Origin of the sequence: Erwinia aeris, assembly GCF_041224955.1 — a bacterium.
Taxonomy (GTDB): domain Bacteria; phylum Pseudomonadota; class Gammaproteobacteria; order Enterobacterales; family Enterobacteriaceae; genus Erwinia; species Erwinia aeris.
The window spans coordinates 140,598-166,365 of sequence record NZ_JBGFFX010000006.1; the positions used below are offsets into that span (position 1 = coordinate 140,598).

20 protein-coding genes are annotated in these 25,768 nt (G+C 54.9%); 14 read left to right on the plus strand and 6 right to left on the minus strand.

The features are described from left to right. The first annotated feature begins 77 nt into the window (after positions 1 to 77). Complete coding sequence (locus tag AB6T85_RS11785; RefSeq protein WP_253461276.1) at positions 78 to 1,490, plus strand: glutamine synthetase family protein; 1,413 nt, start codon at positions 78 to 80, stop codon at positions 1,488 to 1,490. Positions 1,491 to 1,869: 379 nt separating this feature from the next. Continuing rightward, positions 1,870 to 3,231 carry an APC family permease gene (locus AB6T85_RS11790; protein WP_253460155.1) on the plus strand — a complete coding sequence of 454 codons (1,362 nt, stop codon included), beginning with the start codon at positions 1,870 to 1,872 and terminating at the stop codon, positions 3,229 to 3,231. A gap of 94 nt (positions 3,232 to 3,325) precedes the next feature. On the opposite strand, the gene sbcB is transcribed toward AB6T85_RS11790, so the two are convergent. From sbcB to AB6T85_RS11820, 6 genes are all read right to left on the minus strand, one after another. Continuing rightward, a complete protein-coding gene (gene sbcB, locus AB6T85_RS11795; RefSeq protein WP_369895648.1) occupies positions 3,326 to 4,753 on the minus strand; it encodes an exodeoxyribonuclease I in 1,428 nt (475 codons plus the stop codon). A gap of 798 nt (positions 4,754 to 5,551) precedes the next feature. Further along, the gene (locus AB6T85_RS11800; protein WP_369895649.1) at positions 5,552 to 6,787 is read right to left on the minus strand and encodes a hypothetical protein; all 1,236 of its coding nucleotides are present in this window, start codon (positions 6,785 to 6,787) and stop codon (positions 5,552 to 5,554) included. Continuing rightward, positions 6,774 to 7,226: a hypothetical protein gene (locus AB6T85_RS11805; RefSeq protein ID WP_369895650.1), complete on the minus strand. Its 453-nt coding sequence runs from the start codon at positions 7,224 to 7,226 to the stop codon at positions 6,774 to 6,776. Before AB6T85_RS11805 ends, AB6T85_RS11800 begins: the two co-directional genes overlap by 14 nt. After that, a complete protein-coding gene (locus AB6T85_RS11810) occupies positions 7,213 to 8,157 on the minus strand; it encodes a glycosyltransferase family 2 protein (protein WP_301251078.1) in 945 nt (314 codons plus the stop codon). Before AB6T85_RS11810 ends, AB6T85_RS11805 begins: the two co-directional genes overlap by 14 nt. Further along, entirely contained in the window at positions 8,154 to 8,516 is a 363-nt protein-coding gene (locus AB6T85_RS11815) for a GtrA family protein (protein WP_301251077.1), read from the minus strand. The genes AB6T85_RS11810 and AB6T85_RS11815 overlap by 4 nt, the downstream gene beginning before the upstream one ends. A gap of 170 nt (positions 8,517 to 8,686) precedes the next feature. Further along, complete coding sequence (locus AB6T85_RS11820) at positions 8,687 to 9,763, minus strand: acyltransferase family protein (RefSeq protein WP_301251075.1); 1,077 nt, start codon at positions 9,761 to 9,763, stop codon at positions 8,687 to 8,689. Between the two features lie 323 nt (positions 9,764 to 10,086). Here AB6T85_RS11820 and dacD point away from each other — a divergent pair, with 323 nt between their 5' ends. From dacD to AB6T85_RS11880, 12 genes are all read left to right on the plus strand, one after another. Then, positions 10,087 to 11,256, plus strand: coding sequence for a serine-type D-Ala-D-Ala carboxypeptidase DacD (gene dacD / locus AB6T85_RS11825; RefSeq protein WP_301251073.1), 1,170 nt, complete (start codon positions 10,087 to 10,089; stop codon positions 11,254 to 11,256). A 155-nt stretch (positions 11,257 to 11,411) separates the two neighbouring features. Further along, the gene (locus AB6T85_RS11830) at positions 11,412 to 12,470 is read left to right on the plus strand and encodes an FUSC family protein (RefSeq protein WP_301251164.1); all 1,059 of its coding nucleotides are present in this window, start codon (positions 11,412 to 11,414) and stop codon (positions 12,468 to 12,470) included. Positions 12,471 to 12,623: 153 nt separating this feature from the next. Then, positions 12,624 to 12,944: a DUF496 family protein gene (locus AB6T85_RS11835; RefSeq protein WP_253460215.1), complete on the plus strand. Its 321-nt coding sequence runs from the start codon at positions 12,624 to 12,626 to the stop codon at positions 12,942 to 12,944. A gap of 167 nt (positions 12,945 to 13,111) precedes the next feature. Next, positions 13,112 to 14,569 carry an EmmdR/YeeO family multidrug/toxin efflux MATE transporter gene (locus AB6T85_RS11840; RefSeq protein ID WP_369895651.1) on the plus strand — a complete coding sequence of 486 codons (1,458 nt, stop codon included), beginning with the start codon at positions 13,112 to 13,114 and terminating at the stop codon, positions 14,567 to 14,569. Between the two features lie 12 nt (positions 14,570 to 14,581). Continuing rightward, positions 14,582 to 15,823, plus strand: a complete 1,242-nt coding sequence (locus AB6T85_RS11845; RefSeq protein WP_253460220.1) for an MFS transporter — start codon at positions 14,582 to 14,584, stop codon at positions 15,821 to 15,823. 24 nt (positions 15,824 to 15,847) lie between these two features. Then, a complete protein-coding gene (locus AB6T85_RS11850; RefSeq protein WP_369895653.1) occupies positions 15,848 to 16,087 on the plus strand; it encodes a hypothetical protein in 240 nt (79 codons plus the stop codon). Then, positions 16,087 to 17,349, plus strand: coding sequence for an enterochelin esterase (gene fes / locus AB6T85_RS11855; protein ID WP_369895654.1), 1,263 nt, complete (start codon positions 16,087 to 16,089; stop codon positions 17,347 to 17,349). Before AB6T85_RS11850 ends, fes begins: the two co-directional genes overlap by 1 nt. Next, the gene (locus tag AB6T85_RS11860; protein ID WP_125288080.1) at positions 17,336 to 17,545 is read left to right on the plus strand and encodes an MbtH family protein; all 210 of its coding nucleotides are present in this window, start codon (positions 17,336 to 17,338) and stop codon (positions 17,543 to 17,545) included. The genes fes and AB6T85_RS11860 overlap by 14 nt, the downstream gene beginning before the upstream one ends. A gap of 8 nt (positions 17,546 to 17,553) precedes the next feature. Then, on the plus strand, positions 17,554 to 21,477 hold the full coding sequence (locus AB6T85_RS11865; RefSeq protein ID WP_369895722.1) for an enterobactin synthase subunit F: 3,924 nt from the start codon (positions 17,554 to 17,556) through the stop codon (positions 21,475 to 21,477). After that, entirely contained in the window at positions 21,474 to 22,730 is a 1,257-nt protein-coding gene (gene entS, locus AB6T85_RS11870; protein WP_253460226.1) for an enterobactin transporter EntS, read from the plus strand. Before AB6T85_RS11865 ends, entS begins: the two co-directional genes overlap by 4 nt. A gap of 222 nt (positions 22,731 to 22,952) precedes the next feature. Then, positions 22,953 to 24,131 (plus strand): isochorismate synthase, encoded by a 1,179-nt coding sequence (locus AB6T85_RS11875; protein WP_369895655.1) that lies wholly within the window; start codon positions 22,953 to 22,955, stop codon positions 24,129 to 24,131. Positions 24,132 to 24,140: 9 nt separating this feature from the next. Beyond that, on the plus strand, positions 24,141 to 25,754 hold the full coding sequence (locus AB6T85_RS11880) for a (2,3-dihydroxybenzoyl)adenylate synthase (protein ID WP_301251064.1): 1,614 nt from the start codon (positions 24,141 to 24,143) through the stop codon (positions 25,752 to 25,754). Positions 25,755 to 25,768 lie beyond the last annotated feature (14 nt).

Genomic DNA, 25,768 nt, shown 5'->3' on the forward strand with positions numbered 1-25,768 from the left:
ATAGTTGACGCTATGTTAAGAAGGCGGCGCTTATTTTGAGCGGCGCGCAAACATCAGACTGAGCGAAGGCGGGTGGCATCATGACCAATATCGTCGAAGTGGAAGATTTTACGCGGCATGGCGAGCGAACCAGCGCGTTCCAGCTTGAAGTAGAAACTTATCTGGAACGCTATCCTGAAACACAGCATGTTGATGTTCTGCTTAATGATTTAAACGGTGTTTTTCGCGGCAAACGCCTCCCGATCGGCAGTTTGCTCAGGCTGGAAAAAGGCTGTTATTTTCCCGCTTCCGTCTATGCCATGGATATTCTCGGCAACACGGTGGAAGAGGCCGGACTTGGCCAGGCGCTGGGTGAACCGGATAATATCTGCTTTCCCGTCGAAGGCACGCTGACTCCCTCCGCAACCGATCCGCAGCGCCTGGCGCAGCTTTTGCTGACCATGCGTAATCAAGATGGTACTCCCTTTGACGTTGAACCCCGGAATGTCCTGAATCACCTTTGGCAGCAGTTGCGCAATCGGGGGTTATTTCCGGTGGTAGCGGTAGAGCTGGAGTTCTATCTCGTCGATAAAAAACGCGATGCGGAAGGCGCCATTCAGCCGCCGTGCTCGCCGGGCAGCGACGATCGTAACCGGCAAAGCCAGGTTTATTCGGTTGATAATCTCGACTGTTTTGCCGCCGTGCTCAATGATATCGACAGGCTGGCCAGACTGCAGGGTATTCCGGCCGACGGCGCGCTGGCGGAAGCCTCGCCAGGCCAGTTTGAAATCAATCTGCGCCATACCCGCAACGTGCTCAGCGCCTGCGATCATGCCGTGCAGCTGAAGCGGCTAATCCGTCAGGTGGCAGAAAATCACGGGATGAACGCTACCTTTATGGCAAAACCCTACGAGGCCTGGGCCGGTAGCGGAATGCACGTTCATATCAGCCTGCTGGACGCCGCCGATCATAACGCCTTTATCACCGATGACGGCAGCGATTCGCCCCTGCTGAAGCGAGCGCTGGCCGGGATGATCGATCTGATGCCCGCCTCCATGGCGCTGCTGGCGCCTAACGTTAATGCCTATCGTCGCTTTTTACCGGAAGCCTTTGTGCCTCTACAGGCATCCTGGGGGCACAACAACCGTACGGTAGCGTTGCGTATTCCCTGTGGCGAAGCGGAAAACCATCGCGTGGAGTACCGCGTGGCAGGCGCGGATGCCAATCCTTATCTGGTGGTCGCCGCGGTGCTGGCGGGCATTCTGCACGGCATCGATAATCAGCTGCCGCTGCCGTCGGCCATTACCGGCAACGGCCATGAAGCCGACGGCAGACCGTTGCCGATCAGGCAAAGCGATGCGCTGGACGAATTTGCCCAAAGCTCTCCGCTGCAAAAGCTGCTGGGCGAGCGCTTTGGGTTTGTCTGGCACAGCTGCAAACATCATGAACTGATGCATTTTGAACGGCTGATCACCGCCACAGAAATCGACTGGATGTTGAAAAATGCCTGACGTTTCCTGTAAAGAAATGGCGCAGAAAGGCTTTAAAAACTTGTATTCTGTCTTACAGCCTGGCAAAATATACGGACTGTAAATGAATAACCGACGCTTAACGCGCCGGTTATTTTTTTTGCACAAAAAAACGAAGCCAAAGAGGCCGGCTCAGCCGGACTGATACACACTGACAGTGTTTTTGAGGAAATAAAGATGGGGCAACACTTCATTACGCCGGCCGCAGCCGGTAAACATCTGCGCGACGACTACGGCGCAGCGGCAGCCGTCACCTTCACGCCTGCCTGCTTTACCTTCCCAAATCAGAACAACGCTCGCATAAAGCGAAGTTTCCCTGTGGTTCAACCCAGAAAGGTTGATGCTATGGGGAGGCTGAATCATGTCGCATAATTCCCAGACCGCCGCGCCGCGCGCGCACCTGAAAAAAACGCTGACTCTGATGCCTGTAGTGATGATGGGCCTGGCTTATATGCAGCCAATGACCCTGTTCGATACGTTCGGCATCGTTTCCGGCCTCACAGACGGTCACGTAGCAACCGCCTACGCCTTCGCGTTAATCGCGATCCTGTTTACTGCGCTGAGCTACGGCAAGCTGGTTCGCCGCTTCCCGTCTGCCGGCTCGGCCTATACCTATGCCCAAAAAGCCATCAGCCCGCACGTCGGCTTTATGGTGGGCTGGTCCTCGCTGCTGGATTACCTGATCATGCCGATGATCAATATCCTGCTGGCGAAAATCTATTTTGAAGCGCTGGTGCCGGGTGTCCCATCATGGATATTCGTGGTGCTGCTGGTTGGTTTTATGACCCTTTCTAACCTCAAGGGCATTAAAACCGTCGCCAATTTCAACAGCATTATCGTGGTGCTGCAAATGGCGGTCATGGTGGCGATTACCGGTATGGTAATTTACGGCGTGTCCCATGGCGAAGGGGCCGGCACCCTGACCAGCAGCAAGCCGTTCTGGTCTGAGCAGGCGCACGTGGTGCCTATGATCACCGGCGCGACCATTCTGTGCTTCTCGTTCCTGGGCTTTGACGGCATCAGTTCGCTGTCGGAAGAAACCAAGGATGCGGGTCGAGTGATCCCGAAAGCGATCTTTTTGACCGCCCTGATTGGCGGCGTGATCTTTATCGTGGTTTCTTACTTCCTGCAGCTTTATTTCCCGGATATCTCGCGCTTTAAAGATCCGGACGCGTCGCAGCCGGAAATCATGCTCTACGTGGCGGGTAAAACCTTCCAGTTCGGCATTCTGATTTTCTCCTGCATCACCGTGCTGGCTTCCGGCATGGCGGCGCACGCGGGCGTTTCCCGCCTGATGTATGTGATGGGGCGTGACGGCGTGTTCCCGGAGCGCTTCTTCGGCTATATTCATCCGAAGCTGCATACGCCAGCGCTGAACGTATTGTTGGTAGGCGCTATCGCGCTTTCCGCCATTACCTTCGACCTGGTGACGGCGACGGCGCTGATCAACTTCGGCGCGCTGGTGGCCTTCACCTTTGTTAACCTTTCGGTGATCTCGCAGTTCTGGATCCGTGAAGGGCGCAACAAGACGCTGAAGGACAACATCAACTTCCTGCTGCTGCCGCTGTGCGGCGCGCTGACGGTGGGCGCGCTGTGGATCAATCTGGAAGAAAGCTCGATGATCCTCGGCCTGGTCTGGGGCGCAATTGGCCTGGTCTATCTGGCCGTGGTGACGCAGCGCTTCCGCAAACCGGTGCCGCAATACACCGAAGAGCCGATGTAACCCAGCCCGCATTTAGCGTGGTGATGGGCTAAAAAGAAGGGCGCGGTTCTGTGAACCGCGCCCTTTTTAATTGCCGCTGCCCGTAGCCGAAAAATCAGGAAACCAGTTCGCGAGCGTAATCAAACAGCGCTTTCAGCTGCGTCATCTTCGCCTTATCGCCGTCGTACTGATTAAACAGCATCTCCAGCTCCTGCACATAGTTCTGCACGCGTTCCGGGCTGAGCGCCTCACGGCGATGCTGCAACCAGCGCTTTTGCTCGGCCTCATCCAGCGTGCCGGGGAAGTTGCGCGCCCGAAAGCGGAACAGCAGCTTCTCAATACGCTTATCGTTAAAGGTCAGATCCAGCGCGGGCAGGTTTTCCGGCGTCGTTTGCCGGATAATATTCATGGCGCTGCGATCGGCGTCGCTGAAAAAGCCGTCGTAGAGCTGGGCGTCCACATCGTCAGAAGCCACAAACGGCTCCGCTTCCGCATAGAGCGCCACCACTTTTTCACGCGCCTCCGGGTGCTGACGCAGCAGCGCCAGATTATCCAGGCAGCGCTGACGATCGATCCCCAGACGCTCCGCATCTTCCGGGCGTAACGTATTGGCCGGTGCGACGACCGGACATTTATTGATATGCATCAGCTTGATCGGGACGGGTGCGGCATCGCCCAAATCTTCCCGGCGCGTGTAGAGTCTCTCACGCAGCGCATCGGCATCCAGCGACAGGAGCGGAGAAATATCCTGGGCCAGATCGCAGGTAATCAGCGCGTTTTTATTGGTGGGATGCCAGGCGAGCGGGGCGATCCAGCTGGTATTGCCGCGCTGGGCGCCAAACATGCCGGAGATGTGCATCAGCGGCTTCATCTGCGGAATATCGATAAGCGTCATAATTTTCTGCTTGTTGCGATGGCTGAACAGAAAATCATACAGGCGCGGCTGCTTCTCTTTTACCAGCTTTGCCATAGCGATGGTCGCGTAAACATCGGACATCGCATCGTGCGCGTTTTCGTGCGCCACGCCGTTGGCTTTGGTCAGATGTTCCAGGCGAAAGCTGGGAAAGCCGTCGTCATTTTCCGGCCACTCGATACCTTCCGGCCTCAGCGCGTAGCAGGCGCGCATCACGTCCAGCAAATCCCAGCGGCTGTTGCCGTTCTGCCAGCTCCAGCCGTAAGGATCGTAAAAGTTGCGGTAGAGCAGATTACGCGTGACCTCGTCGTCAAAACGGATATTGTTATAGCCGACGATGCAGGTATTGGGCTCGCTAAACAGCTGGTGAATACGCTGGGTGAAAGCGGCCTCGTTCATGCCTTTGGCTTTCGCCAGCTGCGGCGTAATGCCGGTGATCATCACGGCTTCCGGCTGCGGCAGATAGTCGTCTGCAGGCTGGCAGTAGAACACTTCCGGTTCGCCAATAATGTTAAAATCCATATCGGTGCGGATGCCGGCAAACTGCGCAGGGCGGTCCAGCGATGGGCTTTTCCCGAAAGTTTCATAGTCGTGGAAAAGGAACGTAGGTTGATTGCTTTCGTTTTTCACTTTTACGTTTTGTCCCCTTTATTGAGGTAATTTAATTATATAAATATAAGATTCGACGTTAAAATGCCAGCATTGACCGTAGCGTAACCACTTAATTCAGTAAGGAAGTTTATCCATGCTTAATGATTACGCAGACCAAAGGTGCTATGTTTTTGACGCTGCTGAACCTTGTTCGCATAGGGTAACCTATCTTTCACCATGTCTGAAGCGGCAGGTAAAAAGACATATAACATGGGGATCTTACCCAGGCATCCTTGGTAGCAGCGATACGAATATTGAGTAGGGAATGAATGCTATATCTGCTACAAAATGCAGTTATGTAAATGTCAGAACATAAGACATAAGACATAAGACATAAGACATAAGACATAAGACATAAGACATAAGACATAAGACATAAGACATAAGACATAAGACATAAGACATAAGACATAAGACATAAGACATTTGCATAAGTTCACGCTGATTTTTTGGTATATCACATATTAGTGGAATAGAGTGAGTCATAATTCCGTATCAAATAAAATTGCTACTAAATGAGCTAAATTTAAAAGTATAAATCTGAGTTTCACTGAATAAGATACCAAGAGTAACAGTGACATGCTGAGGAGAGTTAAATAGTAATCAAATAAATAAACTATTTAAGCATACATATTTTGAAACGTGAATTCATTTGGATTTGAATGTACAAAGCCAAGATGAAGTGAGTGTTACTCTTTTTTAATTAATATATATATACTCCATTCTGGTCAGGATGAAAATGAGCCGCTCGACGTCATCTCGTGCGGCGTGCCTTATTTATTTTCTGCTTTTTGATAAAAGAAAGTGTCTCACATAAGCACAAAGTGCTACCAGCGAGCAGATTTCATAAGCGAATAAAATGCGTTGCGCTGACGCATAAACCGTTGGGGAAAAGCTCATCATCATTACTGTAGCACAGCCTGCCAGTAAACTTACCACTGAAACTATAGCTGTCTTATTGTCATCAATAAATTTATAAGAAAGCAATATTAAAGAAAACACTGAAGCTAAAGTAAAGAAAAATGAAGTGTATATTTTATAACCGAACCATGAGGTGGCATTAAAATAGTGTTGGTTGTAAATAAACTCTGACATGGATAAATTAGCACGACACAACAAAAACCCACATAACTTAATTATTAAAAATGCGATTCCTACAAGATCTGTTGATGATAGGTTCTTTTGACGTATAGCGATCGCTGTTGTCAGTAAGAGTAGTATATTTACAATGATATTTTCAGGATCGTTTAAATGGTGGTTTAAACGGTCTAAACCAAGCATTAATTTATCAATAATATTGAAACTCGAAAATTCGGGGAGAGAGTTTTTTATTTCAAAAGCATATCGTTGTGCGTTGCCTGGTGCTGTTAACAATATACCAGTAAGAATTAAGCATAATGATATAAAAACAACATCATATTTTTTTCTGTTTTGCTTGGTAAAATAAATGCATATTGCTGCAGTTATCATTAGAACAGCAACTTGCTCACTAAAACAACTTATGCTTAAAAGCATTAATGCAATGATTTTGCTTGAAAGATGAGAAGTAGCTGAATTTTTTAACACCACCAATGACCAGGCACCGCATGAAACAGGTAACAGGTAATTATAAAAACCCGTAATCCACCATGCTGCATCAGCATTAACACTTGGAGTAATCAGCATAAAAAACATTATGCCTGTAGGAATTGCAATATATGGGCGAACAATATCAAAAAAGAATAACTTCCAGGCAGAATAAGCTAATAGTAAAATTGAAAGAGGAATAGCTGCTTTCCAGAAAATTTTTATATTGATCGTCTTTATCAACAGCATTTCAATGGTAATTCTTCCACTCCAACCGAGATACCGCTCATATATAAGCGTGAGCAATTTTTTATTTTTTAGGATATTAGAAAACATTTCATCATCCCCTCCCGGCACCGGATGTAATGTCCGTGAAAGAGCGTATAAAAAAATCATGGTCAATAAGTAAAATAAAATTGGCAAGGCTGTTTTTCTACTTGCATTCATAAGTCACCACGTTATTTTTCCCATTAAGGGCTAGTTCAATAACAAATTTTTTCGTTGCGTTAATACCAGAATCGTTTTTTGCAGAGGCAATAAAGCCGGCATGGCTGAAAGCTGGGTTTCTCTTTTTCTCGACAATTTGGGGTGTCTTTATAGTCGTACTATGTAATTTATGAGCTTGACCTTTCTGATCGAGGATATAAATATTTTTTACAACATTAATGCCGCCATTAGGTAATCCGGCCCATCCTTGTATTAAAATAAAGCGGGACTGAATAGTACAATAGTCGATATGGTATGAGATATCGCCAGGTAGCGCCTCTGTTATGCCTGAGGTTGCTTTTTTATAATCATTAATAGAATAACGAGCCATATAAAGAAATAACATGCTCAAAATGATGGCGCTAAGAAATACCCACTCTGATAATTTAGTCTTCGTCATTTTCTTTTAAACTCAATTTCGCTTTTTTTATAAGGTATCTTGGGCGTCGTTTTACTTCCAGGTATATTCTTCCTATATATTCGCCAAGCACACCAATACCGATAAGCTGTATCCCACCTAAAAAGAGTATTGAAACGATGATAGAAGGATAACCAGGCACATTATTCCCCCATATCATTTTATTAAAGATCATCCAGCTGCCATAAAAAAAGGAGATTCCAGCTACAATCAGACCAATATATGTCCAAACTCTTAGTGGTAATGTTGAGAATGAGGTTATCCCCTCAAGCGCCAGGTTCCACAGCTTCCATCCATTAAACTTGGTTTCGCCAGCACTGCGTTCCGCTCTATTGTATTCAACTATCTCTACCTCTCCTCCAACCCAGCTCAAGATCCCTTTCATAAAAAGATTCCTCTCGGGAAGCTTGATAATGTTGTCGACAGTAGTTCGATTCATCAATCTGAAGTCGCCAACATTTTCAACAATTTTTGAGTGGCTAATAGCGTTATGTAATTTATAAAACCAGCCTGCGGTTTTTTTCTTGAAAGCAGTGTCACTGCTTCTGTCAATACGCTTTGCCAACACTACGTCGGCTCCGGCCCGCCACTTTTCCACCATTAGTGGGATAACTTCAATAGGATCCTGTAGATCCACATCCATAGGGATTATCGCATCGCCGCTCGAAAATTCGAGTCCGGCAAAAAGAGCTGCTTCTTTACCAAAATTCCGGGTAAAGCTTATCAATTTGACATTGAGGTCGGCTATTGCTAATGCTTGTATAATATCGTCAGTATTATCTTCACTCCCATCATTGACGAAGATTATCTCTAAATCGTAATTTTTTAAGATTTTATGCTCTCTTACCGTTTTATAAAAAATTGGTATGGTAGCCTCCTCATTATAAACGGGTATAACAAGTGAGATCTTCATATTTTTCTCCTGAATATTACGAAATTGCTAAAAAGAAAGCCAAATACCATGCTCAGGGCTGAGAAAAAAATCAGCGTTAACAGAGGCGCTAAGTGAATCTTGTCAGCGGTATAACCAACCGTTAATGCCATAAACCCCATAAACATGGTAAATAATATATATTGAGCCAGGCCTGCTGAGGCTTTGAAGGTCCATTTTGCATTAGCAAAAAAGCTGAAGCTAACTGCTACAATAAAGGCAATCAGGTTGGACAACATTTGGTCAAGATTGAGTAAATAATGGCCTGTAGCAAAAGTGATCCAGTGTATCAACGTATTTATAACCCCAATTGAAACATACCTTGTAAGGAGGGCTAACATTATAAATCCTTATTTTACAGTGGCTTATGCGCGTTGACGACAGCTGAATGTTAATTTTATAATAAAACGATGCAAAAAACGAGAGGGGAAATATTACAGGCAGCATCGAAATTTTTCTGAACAAAAAAAGACAAATTTTAGCTTCCAGCAAGCGGTCAGTAAATAATTTTTTATTTTTGAGGGGTTAGTCGCATAATCCAGCTATGCTTCATGATTTTTTTATATAATTTCAATGCCGGAATTTCGAGGAATTTTGAAGATAAGTAACCTGCCACTATAGCTAACAAAATAGCGAGTATTTGCGATAAATAAATATTCATATTCAGGAATTTAGAAATAAGTTGTTGAATAAGGAATCCCCATAAATATACACCGTAGGAAATATCGTATTTAATATGTAGATTTTTAACGAGGTTTAATGATGAGAACCACAATGCTATAGTACAAAAGAAAAAGGGAAGGAAAAGTTTTGATATAGAAGGGTAATGTCTTTCTGTAATCAAATGAAGTAGTAAAAAAAACATCGGAATCAGGAGGGATACGCGAATTAAATGTTTATGTATAGCGTAAATTCCGCCCAAAGCAAAGCAGGAAAAAACTACCACAATATAAAAAAAATTATATAGTGGGATGTGGTTTTTAATAATTTCTATTGTGGGAGCAAAGATAACAAATAAACATAAGGAGGTGCTAATGATTTTATTGTTAGTTACTCGCATGAGAAGTAATAATGGTAGAATAAGATAACATATTACTTCATAACGAATCGTCCATAAAGAACCATTGACGCTACCAGGGTAAGAATTATGCTCAAATACCCCAGGTAGGGAAAATTGCGTATCCATTAATAGATTTTTTGTAATATATCGATGCCATTGAGGTGAAGAGAAATACTCACTGATTGTTAAAGATGTTACAAAAGGGCCAATAATTAATGCGGTTATAATCAATAAAAAAGCGAGGGCAGGAATAACTCTAAATATTCGGGCAAGTATAAAGTCGACAATGTTTTTTTTAGTTAACAAGCTGTTAGTGACTAGCATTCCACTGATAAAGAAAAAAATATAAACAGCTATGCTGCCACCTGTCTCCTTGCCGGTAAACGAGGAGACAGGTTCTGTTAACTTTGCAATATTATTGATAGCATAAGCATGGCTCCATATAACCATTAATGCTGCACCAATACGTATTAAGTCGAGATTATTATTACCACGCTGCAACAGGTTGGCCACAGTTTTCAACGGCATTGAGATGTCATCCAGTATATATTTATTATAATACTATAAAATTTTACCGACAAAATTTCAATGTCAGATGGGTTTGTTTTGCAATTTAAAAAGGGGTAATTTTGCCTTGGCCGACCTTTTAGCACAGCCGGGGTCTTAATAAGCGCGCCTGCACGCCAACGTTAAAACATCCTTATCTTTGGCTTAACCCCCTCAGGCTGGAGGTCAGATTAAAAAAACTCCTTAATCTTAAATCTTAATATTTTCTTGCACTTTTTTAATACGTTACGACGGCGGATCCCGTACAACAGGCTGTTTTTTTCCAGTCTATTGAGGATTTACCGTTGAAGAAGCGTCAGCTTGCAAGTATCAGCCTGGTTCTGGCCGTGGTCGCCGTAGCCCATGCTGAAGATAACCCCTTAGCTTTTCCCCTGACCGCGCCCGCTATCGACGCCGCTTCCTGGGTGCTGATGGACGCCACGACCGGTCAGGTGCTGACGCAGGGCAATGCCGACGAACGCCGCAACCCGGCCAGCCTGACCAAGCTGATGACGGGCTACGTGGTGGATCGTGCTATCGACAGCAAGCACATCAGCCGCGACGACATGGTCACCGTGGGTAAAGATGCCTGGGCCGCCGGTAATCCCGTGTTTAAAGGGTCTTCGCTGATGTTTCTTAAGCCCGGCGAGAAAGTCTCGGTACGCGATCTGAGCCGCGGCGTCATTATCGATTCCGGCAACGACGCCTGTGTGGCGCTGGCGGATTATGTGGCGGGCAGCCAGGCCGCTTTTGTCGAGCAGATGAATCAGTATGTGGTTAAGCTTGGCCTTAAAAACACCCATTTTGAAACGGTTCACGGCCTGGATGCGCCGGGACAGTACACCACGGCTGGCGATCTGGCTAAGCTGTCGCGCGCCATTATCTCCGGCGAGCCGGATTTTTATCAGATGTACAGCGAGAAATCGCTGACGTGGAACGGCATTACCCAGCAGAATCGTAACGGTTTGTTATGGGATAAAACGCTGCACGTCGACGGCCTGAAGACCGGCCACACCGAAAGCGCGGGTTTCAATATCATTGCTTCCAGCGTGGACGGCCAGCGCCGACTGATCGCCGTGATCATGGGCGGCAAAAGCCCTAAAGGGCGCGAAGAGCAGGCGCGCAAGCTGCTGATCTGGGGACAGAACAATTTTGATACCGTGCAGCTGTTCCATGCTGGTAAAGAGATCGGCCATGAGAATGTCTGGTACGGCAATCCGCATCAGGTAGCCGTAGGCAGCGATAAGGATGTTTATCTCTCCTTGCCTCGTGAAGACGTCAAAAAAATCAAGGCCAGGTACGTCATTGACCGCAAGGATCTTGAGGCGCCGCTGAAGCTGCATGAGCAGGTCGGGACTATCCAGCTGGTGGATGGCGACAAAGAGCTGGCCTCTTACCCGTTGGTGACGCTGAAACCGGTGGAAAAAGCGGGCGTGATCACTCGCATTACTGACTACATCAAACGCAAGCTGTAACCCCTGATGGCGATCCGCAACGGGTCGCCATTTTGCCTGTTTGTTGAGCTGCTGTTGCACCACTGTTATCGTGAGACGGCAATACGCAAAAAAGCGGGCGAAGCCCCGCAGGGCAGGGTATGATGCCGGAAAATAGCCCGCCCCTGGAGAAAGTTTTGCGTCCCGACAAGCCGCTATCGGCCTTTGAATTCACCCTCTATCGTAACTATCGCACGGTGCACGGCATTCGCATCGCGCTGGCGTTCGTGCTGACGTTTCTGCTGATCCGCCTGTTCTCTATCCCGGAAGGCAGCTGGCCGCTGATTACGCTGGTGGTGGTGATGGGGCCGATTTCCTCCTGGGGTAACGTCTTTCCGCGTGCGATCCAGCGCATCGGCGGTACGATATTCGGCTCGGTTTCGGGGCTGATTGCGCTCTGGCTGGAGCTGTGGTCGCTGCCGGTAATGCTGGCCTGGTGCACGCTGGTGATGTTTTTATGCGGTTTTCTGACGCTGGGCAAGCACCCTTATATGGCGCTGCTGATCGGCATTACGCTGGCGGTGATCTGCGGCGGCGCGCCGGGCGATATGACCATGGCGCTGTGGCGAGGCGGCGACGTGATCCTGGGGTCGGTGCTGGCGCTGTTTTTTACCAGCATTTATCCGCAAAAGGCCTATACCCACTGGCGCATCAAGCTTTCCGATTCCCTGCTGGAAACCGCTAAAATTTACCATGCCGGCTGTTCACCTAACCTGGTGGACAAGCCCCGGCTGACGCGCCCCCTGCAGCGGCTGCTGACCGGCGTGGTGAAAATGCGGTCGCTGATCGATCCCGCCAGCAAGGAAACGCGTATTCCGCGTTCGGTTTTTGAAGGTATTCAGACGCTGAACCGCAATATGGTCTGCACGCTGGAGCTGCAGCTGAACGCCTGGTGGTCCTCTCGCGAAAGCCACCTGATAATGCTGAACGCGCCTACGCTGAGGCGCACCCAGCAGATGACGGAAAATACGCTGCGCGCGCTGTCAAAGGCGATAGTGGCGGGCAGCACGGACCAAATCTCCGCCAACAGCGCGGAGCTGGCGGAAATCACCCGCGAGCTGCGGCAGCTGATCAAAGCCTCCAACAGCGACGAGCTGGTGGAAACGCCGATCCACGGCTACGTCTGGCTGAGTCTGGAGATGGCCGCGCAGCTGGAAAGGCTGTCGGATCTGATGCGTCTGGTGCTGCGTAAATAAACGATTAATAACAACTTACTGCGAAAAGCGCCGGTTCGCGCTAAGATAACGCCAGTCCGACTCTACAACTAATCGCCTCGACAGCGGTTCGCCGCTACGCTGAGCGCAATGATAATAATGCCTGCCTTGCAGGCCTGAACAGAAGGTGTTTCCATGGAAAATGCAAAGCAATCCTTTCAGGACGTACTGGAGTTTGTGCGGATGTTCCGTCGTAAGAACAAGCTGCAGCGTGAAATCCACGATATTGAAAAGAAAATCCGCGACAACCAGAAACGCGTGCTGCTGCTGGATAACCTGAGTGAATATATCAAGCCCGGCATGAGCGTCGAAGCCATTCAGGAAATTATCAGCAGCATGCGCAGCGATTACGAAGATCGCGTTGACGATTACATCATCAAAAACGCCGATCTTTCCAAAGAGCGTCGTGAGCTTTCCAAAAGGCTCAAGGCGCTGGGCGAGCCTAAAGCGCAGTAGCCAGGGCTGGAGAACCAAAAAAGGCGATCGACGATCGCCTTTTTCGATCGTACAGGGCACGGCGCTATCCGCAGGGGAAAATCACTTTTCTCCGGAAAAGACTTTGCATATCAGAGCGCCTTTTACCATCATCAGTAGAGTCTTCTCCATTTCTGGCAGGCAGCACTTTGCAAATATTCCGTATTTCTCCGTTAGAGGCCATCAGGCGTACGCCCTGGTATCCCAAAAGACGTTCTTATCGGGTTCTGTTCTGGCGAGAAATCACGCCGCTGGCGGTACCGATCTTTTTTGAGAACCTTTGCGTGCTGTTGATGGGCGTGCTGAGCACTTTCCTGGTGAGCTGGCTGGGCAAGGAGGCGATGGCGGGCGTCGGGCTGGCCGACAGTTTTAATATGGTCATCATCGCTTTTTTCGCCGCTATCGATCTGGGTACCACGGTGGTGGTCGCCTTCAGCCTGGGCAAGCTTAACCGTGAACGGGCCCAGGCGGCCGCCCGCCAGTCGCTGGTGCTGATGACTATTTTCGCCGTGCTGCTGGCAATAGGCATTGAGTTTTACGGCGAGTGGATCATCAATCTTATCGCCGGTAACGCAGAACCGCGGGTAAAAGAGATGGCGCTGATCTATCTCAATATCACCGCATGGAGCTATCCGGCCGCCGCGATTGCGCTGATTGGCTGCGGCGCGCTGCGTGGCGCGGGCAATACCAAGATCCCCATGCTGATTAACGGCGGCATGAATATCCTGAATATTATTTTCAGTACGGTGCTGATCTACGGCTGTTTCTCCTGGAAAGGGATGGGCTTTGTCGGTGCCGGACTGGGGCTGACTATCGCCCGCTATATCGGCGCGGCGGCGGTAATTTATGTGCTGGCTATCGGCTTCAATCCGCGCCTGAAAATCACGCTGAAAAGCTATTTCACCCGGCTCAACACCAATATCCTGATGGAGGTGCTGAGCATCGGCGTGCCCGCCAGTATTGAATCGGTGCTGTTCAACGGCGGCAAGCTGCTGACGCAGGTTTTTGTCGCGGGAATGGGCACCGACGTGATCGCCGGTAACTTTATCGCCTTTTCCATTGCCTCGATGATCAACCTGCCGGGCAACTCCCTTGGCTCCGCCTCAACCATTATTGTCGGCACCCGCCTGGGCAAAGGACAGCTGAAGCAGCCGGAAATGCAGCTGCGGCATATTTTTTGGCTTTCAACCATCGGGCTGTGCGCGCTGGCGGCGTTGACGGTGCCTTTTGCGGGCATTCTGGCTTCGTTTTATACCCGCGACGAGGAGGTTATCCACGTGGTCAAAATCCTGATCTGGCTGAACGCGCTGTTTATGCCGTTCTGGGCCGCATCCTGGGTTTTACCGGCGGGGCTGAAGGGCGCGCGCGACGCCAGGTTTACCATGTGGGTTTCGCTGTTGGGCATGTGGGGATGCCGCATTGTGGCGGGCTACGGACTGGGCGTGGTACTCGGCTTTGGCGTGGTGGGGATCTGGCTGGGCATGTTTCTGGACTGGATTGTCCGTGGTATCTTCTTCTACCGCCGCATGACCAGCGGACGCTGGCTGTGGAAATATGCGCCCCGGCAGGAGCCGGCCGCTCAGGATTTGGCGCTGTCAAAAAAATAACCGGAAATCACCATGCAATCGCCTACTTCCGCCGGGTCGGAATCGCTGTTTCACCATCGCTCTTTTGTCGCTTTCTGGCTGGCCCGCACCAGCTCCAGTTTCGGTTTTCAGATGCTCTCTATCGCGGTCGGCTGGCAGATTTATGCGCTTACCGGCCGCGCCTTCGATTTAGGCTTAATCGGGCTGGCGCAGTTTCTGCCGGCGGTGGTGCTGGCCTTGCCGGCAGGGCACGTTGCCGATCAGTTTGACCGTCGTCGCGTCGTATTACTGGGGCAGTTTACCGAACTGCTGGCGATTGCCGCGCTGGCGGTGCTGACGCTGATGCACCTGACCAACGAGCTGGTGATCCTGGCGCTGATTTTCGTGCTTTCCATCGCCAAAACGTTAGAGGCGCCGTCGCTGCAGTCCATGCTGCCCGCGCTGGTGCCGCCCTCAATACTGGCGCGGGCGACGGCCGCCAACGCCGCATCGATGCAAACGGCTTCCATGCTTGGCCCGGCGCTCGGCGGCTTTTTATACGTTGCCGGGCCGCAGGCGGTCTATATCACCACTGGCGTACTCTATCTTATCTCCGTCGTGATGGTCAGCCGCCTGCGCTACGACCATGCGCCGCCGCCGCGCACGCCCGCCACCTTCGCCAGCGTCTTTGCCGGGGTGAAATTTATCCGTAACCGGCCGGACGTGCTAGGCGTCATTTCGCTGGATCTGTTTGCGGTACTGCTGGGCGGGGCGACGGCGCTGCTGCCCATTTTCGCCAAAGATATTCTGCATACCGGGCCGTGGGGGCTGGGCCTGCTGCGCGGGGCGCCAGCGGTTGGCGGCCTGCTGGTCGGCTTCTGGCTCAGCCGTCGTTCGCTGGAGCGCAACGTCGGTAAAATCATGTTTGCCTCCGTAGCCGGTTTCGGCGTGGCGACGCTGGTGTTTGCGCTCTCTGAAGAGCTGTGGCTGTCGCTGCTGGCGCTGTTTGCGCTGGGCGGGTTCGATATGGTCAGTATGGTGATCCGCGGCTCGCTGGTGCAGCTGGATACGCCGGATGAGATGCGCGGACGCGTCAGCGCGGTTAACTCTATTTTTATTAATACCTCTAATCAGCTTGGTGAATTTGAGTCGGGGATGCTGGCAGCCTGGCTGGGCGCGGCGCCGGCGGCGGCAGTCGGCGGTATTGGCACGCTGATCGTGGTCGGCCTGTGGATGGCCTGGTTCCCGAGCCTTCGCAAGCGCCAGCGGCTGCACGATCCCGTTTCTTCTTCCTGATCCCACCCTTAATAAGCGCCGTTAATGATTAACGGCGCCGTTACCGCTTTTCTCCCCCTCGTTTTTTTCGCCAGGCTGGCCGCGCCGATAGGTTATCGACAGCCTGTTTTTTCCGTGGTCGCTTCCTTTTTTCCTTATCTTTTCTGCGGGTTAAGACCAGGCGGTACGTCTCGACGGTCTGAAAAACGTGATGATTTCTTATTGCAAATGAAAACCATTATCAATAAAATCGACGCCTTGCAGTTCCTGTTTTCATGGCACTAATGATGGAAGATGATGATATGACAGGCGGTTGGGATAGCGACGCGCAGGCGAGCTGGCAGCACAAGCTGAGCCTGGGGTCGCCAGCGGTCGTGACGGAAGGTGACATCTGCACCGTCACCTTTTACTGGCGGGATCCCGCCGGAACGGAACAGACTTCGCCGGTGCGCCGGGTATGGATTTATATCACCGGCGTCACCGATCATCACCAGCAGCGCGCGCCGCAAAGCCTGCAACGCATCAGCGGCACGGCTATCTGGCAGTGGCAGGTTCGGCTAAATGCGGGCTGGCGAGGCAGCTACTGCTTTATCCCTTCCGTAAACGAAAATGATTTTCCCCCCGAGGCGCTGCAAAGTCCGCCGGACCGCGCGGCGCTGCGCGAAGGCTGGCGCAGGCTGCTGCCGCAGGCGATAGCCGATCCGCTTAATCCCCATACCAGCTGGCGAGGCGGACGCGGCCATCCCGTCTCCGCGCTGCATCTGCCGCAGGCGCCTGTGCAGCCGGGTTGGACAGAGCGCGTTGAGTTCGCTGCGCCGTGCTGCCTGACGTGGGAAAGCAAAAGGCTGGGCAATCAGCGGCGGGTATGGCTTTTCACCACTGGCGAAAGCCAGCCGGAACAGCGCCCGCTGGCCGTGCTGCTGGATGGCCAGTTCTGGGCGGAGCAGATGCCGGTCTGGTCTGCACTGCAGGCGCAAACCGATCGCGGTCAGCTGCCACAGGCGGTTTATCTGCTGATTGATGCCATCGACACGCAGCATCGCGGCGAGGAGTTGACCTGCAATCCCGACTTCTGGCTGGCGGTCCAGGAAGAGCTGCTGCCGCTGCTTGCGCAGCACGCGCGCTGGCGCGACGATCCGGTGACCACCGTGGTGGCCGGACAGAGCTTCGGCGGTCTTTCCGCCCTCTATGCCGCGCTGCACTGGCCGCAGCGTTTCGGCTGCGCGCTCAGCCAGTCCGGCTCTTTCTGGTGGCCGCATCGCCAGCGCACCGGCGAGGACGGCTGGCTGACAGAGCAGCTGATGCAGGGCCGGCTCAGCGTTGCGCCGCTGCGCATTTATCTGGAAGCGGGCCTGCGCGAACCTGTCGTTTTGCAGGCTAACCAGCGCATTTATCCGCTGCTGCAACGGGCCTGCCCGACGCTGCACTATCGCCTTGTTGACGGCGGCCACGACGCTCTGTGCTGGCGAGGCGGCCTGATTAACGGGCTGACCACGCTGTGGCAGTCTGTCCCTGCTAAATCCGGAGTTTCCGATGGAACAGAGTAATCCTTTCGATCGCCCTGAGGGGCCGTTTTTCGTGCTGCAAAATCATCTGGGCTACAGTCTGTGGCCAGCCCACTGCGCCCGGCCCGCTGGCTGGCAGCCGGCGTATGGCCCGGCGACGCAGCACGAATGCAACGACTGGCTGGCGCGCTGGCAAACGCTGACCCCGGCCCATTTTGCGGCGGGAGTCACAGCGTGAAAAGTGAAATGAGCGAGGCGCTGATGCATAAAGTGCAGCAGCAAATGATGCCGCTGGTAGCGGCGCAGTCCGGTATCTGGATGGCGGAACAGCTTTCGTCACAGGTAAATGCCTGGAGCGTGGCGCACTATGTGGAGCTGAAGGGCGCTTTGAATGAGCCGCTGCTGCGCCAGGCCGTGGTGCGCGGGATGCAGGAGGCGGACACGCTGCGGATGCGCTTTACCGAAAGGGACGGCGTGCCGATGCAGTGGGTCGATGCCGACGCTGACTTTACCCTGCCGGAGTGCGTCGATCTGCGCCACGAGGCCGCTCCCGCAGCGGCGGCGCTGGCGCGTATGCAGCAGGATCTGGATCAGGATTTGCGCATCAGCAGCGGCAGTCCGATCTACCGTCATATTCTTTTTCGCCTGAGCGAAAGCCGCTGGTACTGGTATCAGCGTTTTCATCATCTGGTGGTGGACGGCTTCAGCTTTACCGCCATCACTCGTCGCATTGCGGAGATTTATACTGCGCTTTGCACCGGCAGCGAGCCGAAGCCTTCGCCTTTCGTCCCTTTCAGCGACGTGGTGGAGGAGTACGATCGCTATAGCGCCTCCGCGACCCGCCAGCGCGATGCCGCCTTCTGGAAAGAGCAGGCGAGCCAGCTGCCGATGCCCGCCAGCCTGTCGCCGCTGCCGCTGAACGGACAAAGCGCCACCACGCATCTTATTCGTCAGCATTTGCAGCTGAGCCGCGAAGATTTCCGCGAGCTGCGGGCGCAAAGCCAGCTCAGCGCGTCGGAACTGGCGCTGGCGCTGGTTGCGGTGTGGCTGGGCCGCCTCAGCGCGCGGGCGGAATACAGCGCGGGCTTTATCTTTATGCGCCGCCTGGGATCGGCCGCGCTGAGCGCCACCGGGCCGGTGCTCAACGTGCTGCCGATGGCGATACGGCTCGATCCTCAGGCCACGTTGCCACAGCTGGCGGAGGCGCTGCAGCAGCAGTTAAAAAAAGCGCGTCGCCATCAGCGCTACGACGCGGAGCAAATCCAAAGGGATATCGGCCAGCTGAGCGAGCCGCTGTTCGGCCCGGTCATTAACCTGAAAATGTTTGACTACCGGCTGGATTTTGCCGGTATCGAAGGCGTGACCCACCAGCTGGCTTCCGGCCCGGTACGCGATCTGGAAATCGCGCTCTACCCGGACGAAGAGGGCAACGTCTCGCTGGAAATCCTGGCGAACGCGGAGCGCTATCAGGCGGAAACGCTGCGTGAGCATCTTGCCCGCCTGCCGCTGCTGCTTAGCCAGTTCGCGGGCCATCCGACGCTGTCCTGCGCGCAGGCGACGCTGCTGCACCCGCGTGAGGAAAAGCGGCTGCGGCAGATTAACGATACGGCGATCGAGGTGCCGCAAACCACGCTGAGCAGCCTGATTATGGCGCAGGCGCAGCGCACCCCGGACGCGGACGCGCTGGCGGATGACCAGCATAGTTTTACCTACCGCGAGATGCGTCAGCAGGTAACGGCGCTGGCTCAGGCGCTACAAAAGCGAGGCGTGCAGGCGGGAGACATCGTGGCCGTGGCGCTGCCGCGCTCGGTGTTTTTGTCGCTTGCCCTACAGGCCATTGTGGAGCTGGGCGCCGCCTGGCTGCCGCTGGATACCGGCTATCCGACCGATCGGCTGAGCATGATGCTGGAAGATGCTAACCCGCGTCTGTTAATCACCACCGAAGAACAGCTGGGCCGCTTTGCGCAGCTCGAAAATCTGCAAAGCTTCTGCTACCACCAGCCGCTGCCGACAGTGGATCTTGCGCCTGCTCAGGCTCTGTCACGCCCGCACCATACCGCCTATGTGATTTATACCTCCGGCTCAACCGGACGGCCAAAAGGCGTCATGGTCGGCCAGCAGGCGATCGTAAACCGCCTGCTGTGGATGCAGGACCACTATCGATTGACTACCGACGATGTAGTGCTGCAAAAGACACCGTGCAGTTTTGATGTCTCGGTCTGGGAATTTTTCTGGCCGTTTCTGACTGGCGCGCAGCTGGTGATGGCGCCGCCGGAAGCGCATCGCGATCCGCAGGCGCTCCAGGTGCTGTTCAGCCGTTACGGTGTCACAACTACGCACTTCGTTCCTTCCATGCTGGCGGCGTTTGTCACCGCGTTAACCGATGACGAGGCCGTGGCCCACTGTGCTTCTTTACGGCGGGTATTCTGTAGCGGCGAGGCGCTGCCGACCGATCTCTGTCGCCAGTGGCAGGACAAAACGGCCGTGCCGCTGCACAATCTTTATGGCCCGACCGAAGCGGCGGTGGATGTGAGCTGGCATCCGGCCTACGGCGAAGCGTTGGCCAACGTAACGGGCGCAAGCGTGCCGATTGGCTATCCGGTCTGGAACACCGGGCTGCGCATCCTGGATGGCAATATGCAGCCGGTGCCGCCGGGCATTGCGGGCGATCTCTATCTGACCGGCGTGCAGCTGGCGCAGGGCTATCTGGCGCGAGCCGATTTGACCGCCAGCCGTTTTATTGCCGATCCGGAAGGCGAGGGCGCAAGAATGTACCGCACCGGCGACGTGGCGCGCTGGCTGGAGAACGGCGCGGTGGAATATCTGGGCCGCAGCGACGATCAGCTTAAGATCCGTGGACAGAGGATCGAGCTGGGCGAGATCGATCAGGCGCTGCTGTCGCTGGATAACGTGGCGCAGGCGGTTACCCATGCCTGCGTGCTCGGCAACGCCAGCGCGGGCGGCGGCGATCAACGGCAGCTGGTGGGCTACGTGGTGGCCGCGTCCGGCGAACTGGATACGGCCGCGCTACGCGAGCAGCTTAGCGATCGCCTGCCCGCGCACATGGTGCCGGTGGTGCTGGTGCAGCTGGCGGCTTTCCCGCTAAGCGCCAACGGCAAGCTGGATCGCAAGGCGCTGCCGCTGCCACAGCTGGCCCACGCCGCAGGTCGCGCGCCGGCAGAGGGTGTGGAAACCGTGGTGGCCGAAGCCTTTGCCCGCCTGCTGGACTGCGAGATCCGCTCGGTTAATGATGACTTCTTTGCCCTCGGCGGCCATTCGCTGCTGGCGATGCGGCTGGCGGTCGATCTGCGTCGCCGTCTCGACAGACCGGTGACGCCGGGGCTGATTATGGTGGCGTCCACCGTCGGCGCGCTGGCGGAAAAGCTGACGCGGCAGAGCGAAGAAGAGGCGAGCCGCGCGGGCATGGAAACCATCCTGCCGCTGCGGCGTTCGCACGGCCCCACGCTGTTTTGCTTCCATCCGGCCTCCGGCTTCGCCTGGCAATTCAGCATTCTGCAACGCTATCTGGACGCGCGCTGGTCGCTGATCGGCATTCAGTCGCCGCGCCCGCACGGGCCAATGCGGCAGGCGGAAAATCTTGATGAGCTTTGCGAGCGGCATCTGGCCACGCTGCGCGAGCAGCAGCCGCACGGCCCTTACTATCTGCTGGGCTATTCGCTGGGCGGCACGCTGGCGCACGCTATCGCGGCGCGCCTGCAGGCGCAGGGCGAAAAAGTCGCCTTCCTGGGGCTGCTGGATACCTGGCCGCCGGAAACGCAAAACTGGTCACAGAATAACCAGCTGGATGCCGAAGTGCTGGCGGAAATCGACCGCGAGCGTGAAGCCTTTATGGCCGCCCAGGCGTCGCTGCGCGAGTCGCTGGCGGCCTCGGCCAGCCAGGCGCTGTTTGGCGCTATCGAAGGCAACTACGGCGATGCGGTCAGGCTGCTGGCGACCGCGAAAAGCCGCCGCTTCGTCGGGGAAGCCACGCTGTTCGTCGCGCAGAAAACGCTGAAGCCGGGGCAGGATGCGCACACCGCGTGGGCGCCATGGCTCGACGCGCTGCAAACCTTCCCGGTGGAATGCGCGCATGTGGATATTATTTCGGCAGAGGCGTTTACCCATATCGGCCCACGCCTTAACCAACTGCTGGATCGGGCAACACAATGAAAAAACAGACCTTTATGCTCAGCCTCAGCCTGCTGAAGACGCACCCTGATTTTCGGGCGGTGTTTATCGCCCGCTTTATCTCTATCCTGGCGCTGGGCCTGCTTGGCGTCGGCGTGCCGGTGCAGATCCAGCAGCTGACCGGTTCTGCCTGGCAGGTAAGCCTGGCGGTCACGCTGACCGGCGCGGCCCTGTTTACCGGTTTGATGCTGGGCGGCGTGCTGGCGGATCGCCATGAGCGTCGGCGGCTGATCCTGTTCGCGCGATCGACCTGCGGGCTGGGCTTTATCGGCCTGTGCGTCAATGCCGCCATGCCGTCCCCGTCGCTGACCGCCATCTACCTGCTGGGCATCTGGGACGGCTTTTTCGGCGCCATCGGCGTGACGGCGCTGCTTGCCGCCACGCCCGCGCTGGTGGGCCGTGAAAACCTGATGCAGGCCGGGGCGATCACCATGCTCACGGTCAGGCTGGGTGCGGTGATCTCGCCGATGGTGGGCGGCGTGCTGCTCGCGGCGGGCGGCGTATTCTGGAACTTCGCGCTGGCGGCGGCGGGCACCTTTATTACGCTGATCCCGCTGCTGCGTCTGCCGTCGTTGCCGCCGCCGCCGCAGTCGCACGCCAGGCCGCTACGGTCGCTGGCGGAAGGCTTTACCTTTCTGCTCGGCCATCGTCTGATCGGCGGCGTGGCGCTGGTGGGCGCGCTGTTGACCATGGCGACGGCGGTACGCGTGCTTTATCCGGCGCTGGCTATTCGCTGGGAGCTGAGCGCGCAGCAGATCGGCTTTCTCTATGCTGCCGTACCGCTCGGCGCGGCCGCAGGCGCGCTGACCAGCGGCAATCTGGCACAGCATCCGCGTCCGGGCAAGGTGATGCTTTTCACCGCCGTCGCCGCTTTCGTCGCGGTAGGGCTGTGCGGCCTGATGCCTTACTGGGAGGCGGGCGCGCTCTGTCTGATGCTGTTCGGCTACCTGAGCGCCCTGAGCGCGCTGCTGCAATACACGCTGATCCAGACGCTGACGCCGGACGCGATGCTGGGCCGTATCAACGGCCTGTGGACGGCGCAAAACGTGATGGGTGACTCGCTGGGCGCGCTGCTGCTGGGCGCGATGACCACGGTGATGCTGCCCGCCACCGCCGCCAGCAGCAGCGGCCTGGGGCTGGCCATCGTCAGCCTGGTGCTGGCCGCCGCCTTCGGTTCGCTCCGACGCTATCGCCAGCCCGCGCCCGCTTCGCCGGGAGAAAGCGTAACTGAATAACATCGGGTTTTAGTCCTTCCTTGCCTGCCCTGGCGGCAGGTAATGCTGCCAAATGATGCTAATAACGGCGCAAACGTTGCGCCCGGTCGCGGCGTGGTGTTTTGCACTGTTTTAAACTGCGAAACGTTGCTTGACATCACAAAGAATTTACTTAAAGTTACGCGGTAATAATGCAAATGATAATCATTATTATACTTTTTATCGTTGTGGCTGGAGGCCGTTATGGAGACGCTTTGCGCTGATGCAGTTAAACCATCAGTTTCTCTCTCATCTGAGAGCTTTTTCTTCGCATCGCCGTGGAAAAGCTTTATCACCACTGGTCGCTTTGCCGAAATTACCTGTCCCGCCGCCGACGGCGACAACCTGCAGGGCGCTTTCCAGCAGCAGGTACGCAGCGCCTTTGCCGCGGCCAGGGCCAAAGGGATTACGCGCCCGGTGATGGTTGGCGCCATCCCCTTTGATACGCGCCAGCCTTCCGCGCTATTTATTCCTGAGCGTCATGAGGCATTCTCCCGCCAGCAGCAGCCAGAGTCGGCGCAGCAGGCGAGCTCTGCCGTAGAGCCGGTAATTACCGCGCGCCAGAACATTCCTGAACAGGCTGAATTTATGGAGATGGTGGCGAAAGCAGCGGAAGCGACCGCCCAGCCTGGCCTGGATAAAGTGGTGCTCTCGCGTCTGATCGATATCACTACCGCCGAGCCGGTGCAGGCTACGGCGTTAATGGATCGCCTGATTGCGCTCAACCCTGGCAGCTATCACTTCCATGTTCCGCTGGCCGACGGCAGCACGCTGCTGGGCGCCAGCCCGGAGCTGCTGCTGCGTAAGTCGGGCGAAACCTACACTTCGCTGCCGCTGGCGGGCTCGGCCAGACGCGATCGCAGCGACAAAGCGCGCGATCTTGCGGTAGGCGAAAAGCTGATGTACTCGCAAAAAGATCGCTACGAGCACCGCCTGGTGACCAGCGCCATGTACGACGTGCTGAAACCGCGCAGCCGCTCTCTGGCGGTGCCGGACAAGCCGGAGCTGATCACCACTTCGACGCTGTGGCACCTTGCTACCGCGATTGAAGGCAAAGCCGCAGCGGCTGAGGAAACGGCGCTGTCGCTCGCCTGCCTGCTGCATCCTACGCCCGCGCTGAGCGGTTATCCGCACGCTGCCGCTTGCGAGTGGATTGAAAAGCTGGAGCCGTTTAACCGCGAGCTGTTCGGCGGCATCGTCGGCTGGTGCGATGACGAAGGCAACGGCGAATGGGTGGTGACCATTCGCTGCGGCACGCTGGCCGGAAAAAACATTCGCCTGTTCGCCGGCGCGGGCATCGTTCCGGCCTCTTCGCCGGAATCGGAATGGCGCGAAACCGGCGTCAAGCTCAGCACCATGCTGCACGTATTTGGACTGCAATAAGGCTATTTTATGACGATTTCCTATTCCCGCTGGCCCGACGATTTTGCGGCCCGCTACCGTGAAAAAGGCTACTGGCTGGATCTGCCGCTAACGGATATTTTAACTCGCCATGCCGACAGCACGGAAACGGCGCTGATCGACGGCGACCGCGCATACAGCTACCGGCAGCTGGAGAGCGCCAGCACCCGTCTGGCGGCGGCCTTACAGCGTCGCGGCCTGAAGTGCGGCGATACCGCGCTGGTGCAGCTGGGCAACGTGGCTGAATTCTATATCGTGCTGTTTGCACTGCTTAAGCTCGGCGTAGCGCCGGTCAACGCGCTGTTCAGCCATCAGCGCCAGGAGCTGGACGCCTACGCCAGCCAGATTGAGCCTGCTTTGCTGATCGCCGATCGTCAGCACGCGCTGTTCGCCACCGACGACTATCTGCAACCGCTGCGCCAGCGCTATCCGTCGCTGCGTGAGGTGGTGCTGCGCAACGCTCGTGAGGACGATACCTCGCTTGCGGCCTTAATTGACGAGGCGCAAGGCGAGTTTGTCGCTGCGCCTTCCGCCGCTGACGAAGTCGCGTTTTTCCAGCTTTCCGGCGGCAGTACCGGCACGCCCAAGCTGATCCCGCGTACCCATAACGACTACTACTACAGCATCCGCCGCAGCGTGGAAGTCTGTTGCTTTAACGAAAAAACCCGCTATCTCTGCGCTTTGCCCGCCGCGCACAACTATCCGCTCAGTTCGCCGGGCGCCTTCGGCGTGTTTTATGGCGGCGGCCTGGTGGTGCTGGCAGGCGATCCGAGCGCCAACCTTTGTTTCCCGCTGATTGAAAAACACCAGATTACGGCGACGGCGCTGGTGCCGCCAGCGGTCAGCCTCTGGCTACAGGCGATTCAGGAGTGGGGCAGCAATCGGGCGCTTGGCTCGCTCCAGCTGTTGCAGGTGGGCGGCGCGCGCTTAAGCGAAGCGCTGGCGGCACGCATTCCGGCAGAAATCGGCTGCCGGCTGCAACAGGTCTTCGGCATGGCGGAAGGGCTGGTCAACTATACGCAGCTGACCGACGACGAGTGGCACATCTTCTCGACGCAGGGCACGCCGATGAGCCCGGACGATGAGGTCTGGGTAGCGGACGAGCAGGGCAATCCGCTGCCGCAGGGCGAAACCGGACGGCTGATGACGCGCGGCCCGTACACCTTCCGCGGCTATTACCGCAGCCCGGAGCACAACGCGCAGGCCTTTGACGCCAACGGCTTCTATTGTTCCGGCGACCTGGTCTCCATTACGCCGGACGGCTATATCTGCGTGCAGGGCCGCGAAAAAGATCAGATCAATCGCGGCGGTGAGAAAATTGCCGCTGAAGAGATCGAAAACCTGCTGTTACGCCACGAGGCCATTCTGCACGTTGCGCTGGTTTCGATGGAGGACAGCCTGCTGGGCGAAAAAAGCTGCGCCTTTATCGTGGGCAAACGTCCCGTGCGCGCCGTAGAGATCCGCCGCTATCTGCGCGAGCTTGGCGTGGCGGACTACAAGCTGCCCGATCGTATTGAAACCGTTGACGAACTGCCGCTGACGCCCGTCGGTAAAGTGGATAAAAAACGCCTGCGTCAACAGCTGGCCGCCAGCCAGACCAACTGAATTCCGGAGAAAAA